At 41.8% G+C, this 10,447-nt stretch carries 10 protein-coding genes and 1 pseudogene; 6 read left to right on the top strand and 5 right to left on the bottom strand.

All coding sequences use genetic code 11. The annotated features are described in order from the left end of the window. Positions 1-56: 56 nt before the first annotated feature. A complete protein-coding gene (gene cysZ, locus APB76_RS13215; RefSeq protein WP_049845442.1) occupies positions 57-794 on the bottom strand; it encodes a sulfate transporter CysZ in 738 nt (245 codons plus the stop codon). A 193-nt stretch (positions 795-987) separates the two neighbouring features. Between cysZ and zipA the strand changes: the two genes are divergently transcribed. The 6 genes and pseudogenes from zipA to APB76_RS13190 all read left to right on the top strand — a co-directional run bounded on the left by zipA (position 988) and on the right by APB76_RS13190 (position 7,288). Continuing rightward, the gene (gene zipA / locus APB76_RS13210; RefSeq protein WP_054963256.1) at positions 988-1,878 is read left to right on the top strand and encodes a cell division protein ZipA; all 891 of its coding nucleotides are present in this window, start codon (positions 988-990) and stop codon (positions 1,876-1,878) included. Between the two features lie 149 nt (positions 1,879-2,027). Beyond that, positions 2,028-3,794: pseudogene (ligA, locus tag APB76_RS13205) on the top strand (NAD-dependent DNA ligase LigA); the annotation flags it as partial. 69 nt (positions 3,795-3,863) lie between these two features. After that, entirely contained in the window at positions 3,864-4,385 is a 522-nt protein-coding gene (locus APB76_RS23490) for a BRCT domain-containing protein (RefSeq protein WP_202816237.1), read from the top strand. After that, on the top strand, positions 4,375-4,683 hold the full coding sequence (locus tag APB76_RS13200) for a hypothetical protein (protein ID WP_054963257.1): 309 nt from the start codon (positions 4,375-4,377) through the stop codon (positions 4,681-4,683). The genes APB76_RS23490 and APB76_RS13200 overlap by 11 nt, the downstream gene beginning before the upstream one ends. 501 nt (positions 4,684-5,184) lie before the next feature. Next, positions 5,185-6,345 carry a porin gene (locus tag APB76_RS13195; protein ID WP_049845445.1) on the top strand — a complete coding sequence of 387 codons (1,161 nt, stop codon included), beginning with the start codon at positions 5,185-5,187 and terminating at the stop codon, positions 6,343-6,345. Between the two features lie 136 nt (positions 6,346-6,481). Then, positions 6,482-7,288 carry a hypothetical protein gene (locus APB76_RS13190; protein ID WP_049845446.1) on the top strand — a complete coding sequence of 269 codons (807 nt, stop codon included), beginning with the start codon at positions 6,482-6,484 and terminating at the stop codon, positions 7,286-7,288. 88 nt (positions 7,289-7,376) lie between these two features. Here APB76_RS13190 and APB76_RS23110 read toward each other — a convergent pair whose 3' ends face one another. From APB76_RS23110 to APB76_RS13175, 4 genes are all read right to left on the bottom strand, one after another. Beyond that, positions 7,377-7,544 carry a hypothetical protein gene (locus APB76_RS23110; RefSeq protein WP_167350318.1) on the bottom strand — a complete coding sequence of 56 codons (168 nt, stop codon included), beginning with the start codon at positions 7,542-7,544 and terminating at the stop codon, positions 7,377-7,379. 330 nt (positions 7,545-7,874) lie between these two features. Then, positions 7,875-8,330: an NfeD family protein gene (locus APB76_RS13185; RefSeq protein WP_054963258.1), complete on the bottom strand. Its 456-nt coding sequence runs from the start codon at positions 8,328-8,330 to the stop codon at positions 7,875-7,877. Between the two features lie 7 nt (positions 8,331-8,337). Next, positions 8,338-9,261 carry an SPFH domain-containing protein gene (locus APB76_RS13180; RefSeq protein ID WP_049845448.1) on the bottom strand — a complete coding sequence of 308 codons (924 nt, stop codon included), beginning with the start codon at positions 9,259-9,261 and terminating at the stop codon, positions 8,338-8,340. 141 nt (positions 9,262-9,402) lie between these two features. After that, complete coding sequence (locus APB76_RS13175) at positions 9,403-10,257, bottom strand: co-chaperone YbbN (protein ID WP_054963259.1); 855 nt, start codon at positions 10,255-10,257, stop codon at positions 9,403-9,405. Between the last annotated feature and the right edge of the window lie 190 nt (positions 10,258-10,447).

Below are 10,447 nucleotides of genomic sequence, written 5' to 3'. Positions count from 1 at the left end.
TTCTCGCTTCTCGCTTCTCGCTTCTCGCTTCTCGCTTCTCGCTTCTCGCTTCTCGCTTATTCCTTAAACTCCGCAACCCACATTGAGGTGGCACCGCAGACGGCAATTGGCATAACAAACAAGTTCAAGATTGGAATCGTAGTGAAAACAGAAACCAAAGCACCAAAGCTATAAGCCTTGCCTTGTTTTTGTTTCAAATTGTTACGCATGTCGTTGAAAGGTACTTTGTGATTATCAAATGGATAGTCGCAGTACTGAATCGCCAAAATCCACGCAGTGAAGATGAACCACAAAAATGGTCCGACAGTTTGACCCAATGCAGGGATCAGCAGCAATAAAAACAGGCCAATGGCTTTAGGCAGCACATAGATCAGTTTGCGCCACTCGCGTGCCATGATTCTTGGGGTATCTTTGATAACTGCCATCATGCCATCTTCATTGACCTTCTGTTGGGTCAAATGCTCTTCGACCTTTTCCGCCAGTAGCCCATTGAAAGGTGCAGCAATAAAGTTTGCCAGGGTGCTAAAAAAGTAGGAAAACGTCGCCAAAATAGTCAGCACTAACAGCGGCCATAGTAGATAGCTGAGCCAAGACAGAAACTCAGGTAATTGCCCCATCAATTGCCCTATCCAAGCATCGAGATTAGAGAATAAATAGTACAGTGCCCCTCCTACTAAGATGATATTGGTAAGTAGCGGCAAGATAACAAATTGGCGAATGCCAGGTGTGCGCGCAAGCTCCAACCCGTGGAAGAAGTAGCCGAAGCCAGAACGCTGTTTAATTTGTGTATTCATATTTTGCTTTAGTGGTGTAAAAACGAACGTTTTCTATCTTAACAAAGAAAAAGCGTGTTCAAAATCACAACATTTCAGGAACTTCTCACATTAAGTTGTTCTAAAACAGGGGCGAGTTTTGGTAGAGTAACTCAAAGTTAGGTTTAAACAGATTCGATATAATGAGTTTATGTCGAGCAAATGAGAGCTAAAAATGCAGGAACTGCGATTTGTACTCATAATTGTCGGGGCGCTAGCGATTGCCGCTTTGCTATTCCACGGTTTATGGACGAGTAAAAAAGAAGGGAAAGCCAAATTTGGCAGCAAGCCAATTGGTAAGTTGGATGTCGATAATGAAGACTCGGACTTAGTACCTGAGCGCGCCTTTGCTCCAGAGGATGATTTTGAGATCATCAAGAAAGAGCGAAAAGAGCCTGGTTTTGTTGCTCGAGATGAAGTCATTGCAGATCCGCTGATCGACAGTTACCAAGAACTACAACCAGAAACGACTCCGCCTCTTGTTGAAAAAGCCGAAGTAGAGTTGGATGTACCTTCATTTTCGACCAAATCTTTAGATGAGGTAGAAGAAGTGGGTGAAGCTCCTTTAGAGCCTGTCATAGATTCTGTCGTTCAAGCCGAGCAAGCACAAGAGCCGGAAATTGCTCCAGTGGAAGAAGAAGCGCCACTAGAAGTGATCGTGTTAAATGTACATTGCTCAAGCGAACAACCATTTGTTGGAACTAAGCTGTTTGACAGCATGCAACAAAATGGACTGATTTACGGTGAAATGGACATTTTCCATCGTCATGCTGATCTATCAGGTACAGGTAAGGTACTGTTTAGTGTCGCAAATATGATGCAGCCAGGTACATTAAAACATGATGATCCTGCTGAATTTACCACCAAAGGCATTTCATTCTTTATGACCATGCCTTGCTTTGGTGACGCGGAACAAAATTTTAAACTGATGCTGAAAACCGCTCAACAGATCGCCGATGATTTAGGCGCGAATGTATTGGATGATGCGCGCAACTTAATGACGCCAAATCGTCTAGATAGCTACCGTGCTCAAATTCAAGAGTTCAAAGCAGCTCAACAAGCCTAAAAATACCATTAATTATTAAGGCTCCATTTCGGAGCCTTTTTTCGTTCATTTTTTAGTTGCGTACAATGCTTAGGGTATACTGCCAAGCATTAAAGTTAAGAGCGCAACCGTTCTTGACACCGTTAGAAGTTATAAAAATAGAGTTAGCTATGTCTACAGAGATTCAAGAAAAGCTTAATCAATTGCGTCAAACGCTTCATTACCATGGAGTGAAGTATTACGTAGAGGACAGTCCAGAAATACCGGATGCCGAATATGACAGGCTGATGCGTGAGCTGATGGAACTTGAGTCTCAACACCCAGAACTCGTTACCATTGACTCGCCAAGTCAGCGTGTAGGCGGGGTGCCACTTGATGGCTTTGAGTCAGTCACGCACGAGATACCAATGCTTTCATTAGACAATGCTTTTGATGATACTGAGCTAGAAAGCTTCCATAAGCGTATGGGTGATCGTATTCCAAGTGCGAAGTTTGATGTTTTCTGTTGTGAACCCAAGTTAGATGGGCTTGCGGTTAGCCTGCTGTATGAAAACGGTGTTTTAGTTCAGGCCGCAACTCGTGGAGACGGTGCGACAGGGGAAAACATTACCGAAAACGTACGCACCATAAAAGCCATTCCATTAAAGCTTCAAGGTGAAGGCTGGCCAGCACGAATTGAAGTGCGTGGTGAGGTCTTCATGCCAAAAGCGGGTTTTGACAAACTTAACGAGCAAGCACTTAAAAAAGGCGAGAAAGTTTTTGTCAACCCGCGTAACGCAGCGGCAGGAAGTTTGCGCCAGTTAGACTCACGTATCACGGCAACGCGCCCTTTAAGCTTTTATGCCTACAGCGTAGGTGTAGTAGAAGGCATTGAGCTCTCTTCGAGCCACTATGAACGATTTATACAGCTTAAAGGTTGGGGACTGCCAATGTGCCCTGAGACGAAGCGCGTAAAAAACCTAGATGAAGTTAAAGCTTATTATCAAGACATCCTCGAGCGTCGTGAGTCCCTAGCATATGAAATCGACGGGGTAGTGATTAAAGTTGACGAGATCACCCTTCAAGAACAGCTTGGCTTTGTAGCTAGAGCGCCACGTTGGGCGATCGCGTACAAATTCCCTGCTCAAGAAGAAATAACCACGCTAAATGATGTTGAGTTCCAAGTTGGGCGTACAGGGGCGATCACGCCTGTTGCTAAGTTAGAGCCTGTATTTGTTGGTGGAGTGACTGTTAGCAATGCCACGCTTCATAATGCGGATGAAATTGAGCGCTTGGGGCTTTATACAGGTGACTCAGTTATAATACGACGAGCAGGTGATGTGATCCCCCAAATTACGGAAGTGGTATTGAGCCGAAGAAAACCTGACTCTACGCCAATTACATATATTGATGAATGTCCATCATGCGGCAATAAGTTAGTTAAGGTAGTCAAAACCAAAAACCTCAAAACAATCAGTCATGAGAAGGAACTAGCGACAACAAAGTGTCCTGCGGGTCTTTTATGTCCAGAACAGCTAAAGCAGTCTATTAGCTATTTTGTTTCAAAGAAGTGTTTTGATATTGATGGGTTAGGAGAAAAAGTTGTCTCTCAACTTGTCGATAAAGAAATGGTGTTGTCTCCTGCAGACTTGTTTAAGCTAAGTGAACTAGACTTCTTGCGTTTAGAGGGATTCGCGGATATCTCTGCTCGCAAGCTGTATAAAATGATACAGTCGCGGAAAAATGTAGCATTGTCTAGGCTGATTATGAGCTTTGGCATTTCAGAGGTTGGTGAAGCTACTGCAAAAGCGCTGTCTAAGCATTTAGGAAGTATTAAGACAATAGCAGATTGCCCTGAATCAGTACTTTTGCTACTCCCTGATGTTGGTTCAGAGGTTGCTTATGAAATCAATAGCTTTTTTAAAAATGAGAGAAACGCTCTTTATATAGAGTCGCTGCTCAATGTCCTCGAAATAGATGAGTCGAATGGGCATCAAGTTTCTAAATTTGTCAAAGATAAGTCTTTGATGAATCATTATATTAAGTCATTTCAGATACTTGGTGTTGGTGACAAGTATTCTAAGAATATTTCCAATCACTTCTCAACGTTAGAAAAATTTGCAAATGCTGAATATATTGAGCTTGCTTCTGCACCAGTGAGTTTACCTTCAAAAGCAATGAAGGGAGTACAAGACTTTTTGGCCAAAGTAGAAAATCAAAAAATGTTGATTGAATTAGAGTCAACATTAATGAGGCTAGGTGTTCATTGGAGTCAAGTGCTGCCCAACACTACATCTACCGAAGAGGTAGATGATGGAAAGTTTTATGGAAAAACCGCTGTTTTGACTGGAACATTTATCAAAATGAAGCGTTCAGAGATCAAGTCCTTGCTTGAGGAAAAAGGAGTGAAAGTTTCCGGCTCTGTATCAAAAAATACGGACTTCCTGATAGCGGGTGAAAAGGCGGGTAGCAAACTAGCTAAAGCTACTAGTTTAGGTGTTGATATTTGGGATGAAGATAAGCTTTGGAGTGAAATTGATGAATTTTAAGGAAGTTGAAGTTATAGGCTCTGCTGCTGAGCCGTATACCATTATTTTAAAGTCGCATGATGATGGGGTGTCTGTTGCGTGTAACTGCAAGGCTGGAACCTTCGGGAAGCTTTGTAAGCATAAGATTCAAGTAGTTAAAGAGGAGTTATCTGCTTCTAGTATGTTCAGTCAACGACTTAGCGACGCTGGATATAGCGAACTAATTAGCGACATTTCTTCATTAGAGGTTGAACTAGCAAGAGCAAAAAGAAACTTGGATAAGAAAAAGAAGCTCCTAACTAAACTCATGTCATACTAAATTCTATCCTTAGAAAGCCCTATATTCTGAAGAGTATAGGGCTTTTTTTTTATTTGAAATAAGGTATCTATTCCCTTCTTCATATTCTAGTTTTTTCTTCTGTGATGGGGATCTGATTAGATGTAATTATGTGTATGTTCAATAAAGTTATGCGACGCACTTCAATATGATTTAGAAGTTTTTGATATTTAAGTATTTGTTTTTGTTAGTTTAAATATTTAATGAACTTGTGGGGTGAGTGATTGTCGATCTGGATCACTGGAATTATAAAAATTTGTAGCTGGTCATATTTTTTTACATGAAAATTAAGTTCTGGTTGATGTTTTTCGTTGCGAAGTTAGTCTGAAAAGCATGGATACACGGTGTGTATGCAGGAAATCGAAAACTGAGAATTAATGATTAATCCAAGGTTTTCACATAGGACATGATTTCTCCCTACGGCGGCCAACTTTAGGTGAGAAAAAGAATAAGACAGCTATATCCATTTTTAGGAGTTTTTCCATGGACAAAATGTTTAAACGTACACTTTTAGGTGCAGCAGTGGCAGTGGCGTCAACTGGTGTAATGGCTAAGCAAGTTGGTGTTAACAGTGACTTCCAAGTAGAAGCATATGGTGTTGCTGCGATCTCTGTTGTTAACTACGACACTGATGAAACAGTAATGAGCACTGGTGTTGTAACTGACAAGAGTACTGGTTACGACTACGAGAATGAATCTCGTATCGGTTTCCGCGCAAGCAAAGACATGTTCGATGACTTAAATGTATTCGTGCAGATCGAGTCGGGCTACGTTGGCGAAAACGGTGACGGTGCGACACTTGGTAACCGTGACACTTTCCTAGGTCTTAAAGGCGATTGGGGTAAAGTGCGTTTCGGTCGCATGCTTACACCAATGTACGAAATCATAGACTGGCCATACTCGAACCCAGGCCTAGGTGCTGCCTTTGACTGGGGTTCAACAGTAAAATACAACCGTGACCGTCATGGCGACATGGCTCGCTTTGATTCTAAAGATTACAATGGCTTTAGCTTCGCGCTAGCAACAGGTCGTGGTGACAAAGATGTGAAGGATAACTACTTCTACGGCGCCAATGCTCACTATAAGTTAGGTGATAGCTTTACAATCCATGCTGCTCTTGAATCAGAGCAAGATCGTAAGATTTCAGACAGTGTTGCTACATCGTATGAAGTTTGTACTGCAGCGCCAGGGAAAACTTGTAAAGATGTCGGCACTGAAGCTGACGTAACCCCTGGCACTGTATATCAGTCAGCTGCAAAAGCAGATCAAGTGAATGCTGATACCTTTGGTTACATTGTAGGCTTCGAAGCTTCACTTCCTGCCGGTTTTGGTTTAGCAGCAGCGTACAAAGCGGGTGAATCTAAAGATACAACGGGTGTGAAATCTGAGCAGGCTTCTTACTCTGTCATCGGCCAATACTGGAACGGTCCTTGGGGCTTCAAGCTAGGCTATGCTGCTAACTTAGAGTCTGAAAAAGCTGGTATTAAACAAAATGATGAAGATAGCATTGTTTCTGGTCAGCTAATGTACGTTCACAACGGCTTTGTACCTTACGTACGTGTAGCACAACGTGATCTTAAGGATGACAAAGGCGTTAACTCGGAAATCTTTGTTGTTCGTGTGGGTCTAGAGTACGGCTTCTAATTGAGAGCCTAACTGCTTACTGTCTTTACGCTGGTCTTTACAGGCCAGCGTTTTAGTCTTTAATGTGTGGAGTAACTCTCTGTCGAAATTAGTTAAATGTTTGTAATATAGAGAAGTTTTCAAATAGGGAATTAATATGAAAAAGTGTTTAGTTGTATCTCTAATCGCGTTGATGGTTGGCTGCACCACATTGGATTCTAGTAGTAGTTTTACTGATGTTGTTGCTCAGGTAGAAACAAAACAAAATTATAGTTTAGTCGAAGGAAAATCTCTGTCGCCTGACGTTGAAGCAAGTAAAGGAACTCAGCTTACTCAATCTACTTTGGCATTAAATTACGTTGTTCCGCATGGGCAGAGCTCAGTGCCAAGTTCATTTATTGTCATGGAAGTCAAATACTTTAAAAACTATAGCGAATATAAGTATGCAGAAGTTGATGGTAAAAAAGTTGCCCTTAAATCTCTAGCTCCTACCGCTGAAACTTGTAGCGACATTTGTACGCAAAGACAATACTTTAAGTTTGATGTTTCAGAAGAATCTCTAGTAAAGGGAGAGCAGTATGGACTCAGGTTTTCTTTAGCTTCATCTGAACAAAATAAAGTGATATTTGACGTAGCAGCAGGTTACATCAAAGCAATTAGAAATAGTGTAGATAATAAGCCAGCGCCAAGTGCAGCAACAATCGTAGCGCCAGTTGTTGCAACAACTGCGATTGCCCAAGATTCAACTGAGAAGTCTAAGCCACAAGAGATGGCGATGTATTGGTATGAACAGCTTGACGAAAAGCAGCAAGAAAGTGTAACAAACTGGGCGGTTTCCAATCGTAAGAACTCAGAGGCTAAACTAGAAACAGTCGATCAGGCTGAGCAAATGTTCTCTTACTGGTTTAACAAAGCCAGCGAATCTGAAAAGAAAACGATATTGGTTGAGCTGATCAATAAATAGACTGATTGAAATTAAAAGGAACCGATATGGTTCCTTTTAACATTCAGGTTAAGCGAGAGTATTCTATTGTAGTAGAATGAGCTTTGGTCTATAAAACCTTCCCGCCTTCTGCTTTACAAATCATAATAGGAATATAACGCACCTTGCCATCTTTTAATTCACACTCTACATTTGGCCCTGTTTGACCACTTCCATTACCTGCTAAAACAGCAGCGCTGAACATTAAACCGACCAATATTGAAGCTAGTTTTCTCATAACGTATTCTCCATTTACCAAATAATCTCCTAGTCAGAGATACTGACTAGTATGGCAATAGACCACGAAGGATCAAAAATAATTGCAAAAAATCAAATTTTTTAAAGTTTATTAAGTTGGGGGTCGAAATAATAGGTTACTTTTAAATGTATGAAAGTTTGGAATATTATTTTAAGGGCTGGAATTTAAGAACGGATATATTTATGTAATTAGATAACTAGTTAAATACTTAATTTCTCGAATTAAACTAAAAAAATATAGTTTCTTTAACTAGTTACCAACTTAATTTTAATTAAAAACAATTATAACGCGTATATTAAAGTGATTAGTCTAATTATCATGTGGCTTTATCGTTAAAATGATGCCATTCACTTTCGTGATTTCAACTTGTTGACCGGCACTAATCGTACTAACTGATTGAGCACTCCAGGTGGTGTCACCCACCTTTAAGCGACCTTTTCCTGCTGGAAAATCCTCATCAAGGCGAATGATTTGACCAACCAACTGCTTACTTTTTTGATTAAGTTCACGGTTGGCATCGGACTTTTTGTCGGATTTAAATTGTCTTCTCCACCACAGCCAAGTTGTCATTAATGCAAAAGCGGCAAATGCAATCCATTGGAGCTGCCAGCTCATTGGAATAAGCGTAAGTAAGGCACCGACTATCAAAGCTGATAAACCTAACCACAAAAAATAACCCGCGGTCCCGAGTATTTCAAAAGCGAGTAAGGTTAGCCCGAAAGCTAACCAGTGCCAGTGATTGATGCTGTCTAACAATTCAAACACCTTGGCCTCACTTAGTTGAGTTGTCGGAGTGCTTGAACATTTCGGCGATACCTGCAACTGAACCCATTAGGCCCGTTGCTTCAAGAGGCAGCATAATGATTTTACCGTTTTCTGCTTGGCCGATTGACTTGATTGCCTCGGTATAGCCCTGAGCAATAAAGTAATTTACTGCTTGCATGTCACCTTTGGCAATCGCTTCAGAAACCATCGTTGTTGCACGCGCTTCAGCTTCAGCTGCACGTTCACGAGCTTCTGCTTGAAGAATTGCCGCTTGCTTATCACCTTCAGCTTTTAAAATTTCAGACTGTTTATGACCTTCGGCACGTAAAATTTCAGCCTGACGAATACCTTCCGCTTCAAGTACTTCAGCACGTTTATTACGCTCAGCTTTCATTTGTGCATTCATGGCCGCGGTAAGGTCAGATGGTGGCTGTACATCTTTGATTTCGATACGAGTGACTTTAACCCCCCAAGGGTTCGTCGCTTCGTCGACAATTGATAGCAGCTTGGTATTGATCATATCGCGTTGACTGAGCATTTCGTCGAGTTCCATTGAACCCAAGACAGTACGAATATTAGTCAGCGTCAAATTGCGAATCGCATGTTGAAGGTCATTGACCTCATATGCAGCTTGAGCAGCGTCGATAACTTGTACAAAACAGACTGCGTCGATAGTGACATTGGCGTTGTCTTTGGAGATAACTTCTTGAGCAGGGATATCTAGAACGCGCTCCATCATATTTATCTTATGACCAATGCCATCAATGAAAGGAATGATGATGTTTAAACCTGGTTTTAGGGTATGGGTATAGCGACCAAATCGCTCGACGGTCCAGTTGTTGCCTTGAGGGACAGTTTTTACACCTGCGATAATCAGCGCAATCACAACAATGAGAAAGACGCCGATAGTAATCAATGAGTCAATAGCCATTTCTGAGTTCCTTATGAGAATTGTCTATTGATTGTTGCCTATCATAGAGCTGGTGACAATGGCAGAAGTGAGAAGTTGAGTGAAATTTGGGCAAAAATAAAGCCGGGGGTAACCGGCTTTAAGTCTATGATTTGGAATGCACTAATACAGAATGGAATAAAGCTGACGACGATATTTACCCGCGATTGGATTCCCCTGACCAAGAGCTGCCAAAATATCCATGAAAGATTTCTTGATTTCATTATCTAAGGCACCCAGATCGCTACGCAGGATATTCCAAAGTAACTCTAAGGCTTCTTCGTCTCGGTTCACTTGGTGGTAGTTTAATGCTAGCTCGTTGCTTAGCTTTAAGTCGCTAGGGTTTTGCGCTAAAGCTTGTTCTAATGATTGAATCTCAGGGCTATTGGCTGCCTGAGCATGCAACTCTAGTTTTGCGACTAAACCTTTGTAATAGTTGTCTTGATATTCAAGTGGGATAACTTCAAGAATGGTTTTCGCCTGATCATAGTTTTGTGTTTCTAGGTAGCAATCAGCCAGAGCAAGTTTCACATCGCCTTTTTGTTTCAGCTCTTCTGCCAAAGCTTCTAGTAGTGGCAGAGCCTGCGAGTGCTGGCCGGTTTGGATTAGCTCTAGGGCCTGTTTTAAATTTAGCTCGTCTTGACTAGGAAGGTGTTTAGCTAACATCTGCTGAATGGCAGGTATGGGTTGGGGGCCTCCAAGTCCATCAACAGGCTGGCCATTAACGAATAAAGCGATGGTTGGTAGTGCTTGTACACCAAATTGGCTTGCGATTGCTTGCTCTTGTTCGCAGTTCAAAAGAGCTAATGTGAAGGCTCCGTTATATTGCTGCGCTAGCATTTGCAGGTCAGGTATCACTTGCGCACTTTCTTCGCTCATCGGTGCCCAAAAGTGGATGAGTACAGGAGTTTGCATCGACCCTTCAAGCACTTGGCGGAAGTTCTGTTCATTTAGCTCGACAATAAATGGAGATTGCATCTACGTATTCCTTGCGACTTAGTCTATAAGCCAAAGATATGGGCTGTGAAGGGAGAGTTCAAGGTAAGGGCTTGAATTAAAAGTCATCAAAACAAAAACACCGCCTGTAGCGGCGGCGTTGATGTTCCCCAAAGTGGGTAAGCGAAGGTGTCTATAAAACGATAAACAAGGTTAGCGCAACACCCACACT

Source organism: Vibrio bivalvicida (genome assembly GCF_001399455.2).
Classification (GTDB): Bacteria; Pseudomonadota; Gammaproteobacteria; order Enterobacterales; family Vibrionaceae; genus Vibrio; species Vibrio bivalvicida.
Note: the sequence above shows the minus strand (reverse complement) of the source record. Positions and strands in the feature narration are given on the sequence as shown.

Excerpts from the sequence above, each read along its gene's own strand:
- cysZ (WP_049845442.1), bottom strand. The coding sequence starts at position 794 with ATGAATACACAAATTAAACAGCGTTCTGGCTTCGGCTACTTCTTCCAC.
- zipA (WP_054963256.1), top strand. The coding sequence starts at position 988 with ATGCAGGAACTGCGATTTGTACTCATAATTGTCGGGGCGCTAGCGATT.
- APB76_RS23490 (WP_202816237.1), top strand. The coding sequence starts at position 3,864 with ATGAATCATTATATTAAGTCATTTCAGATACTTGGTGTTGGTGACAAG.
- APB76_RS13200 (WP_054963257.1), top strand. The coding sequence starts at position 4,375 with ATGAATTTTAAGGAAGTTGAAGTTATAGGCTCTGCTGCTGAGCCGTAT.
- APB76_RS13195 (WP_049845445.1), top strand. The coding sequence starts at position 5,185 with ATGGACAAAATGTTTAAACGTACACTTTTAGGTGCAGCAGTGGCAGTG.
- APB76_RS13190 (WP_049845446.1), top strand. The coding sequence starts at position 6,482 with ATGAAAAAGTGTTTAGTTGTATCTCTAATCGCGTTGATGGTTGGCTGC.
- APB76_RS23110 (WP_167350318.1), bottom strand. The coding sequence starts at position 7,544 with ATGAGAAAACTAGCTTCAATATTGGTCGGTTTAATGTTCAGCGCTGCT.
- APB76_RS13180 (WP_049845448.1), bottom strand. The coding sequence starts at position 9,261 with ATGGCTATTGACTCATTGATTACTATCGGCGTCTTTCTCATTGTTGTG.
- APB76_RS13175 (WP_054963259.1), bottom strand. The coding sequence starts at position 10,257 with ATGCAATCTCCATTTATTGTCGAGCTAAATGAACAGAACTTCCGCCAA.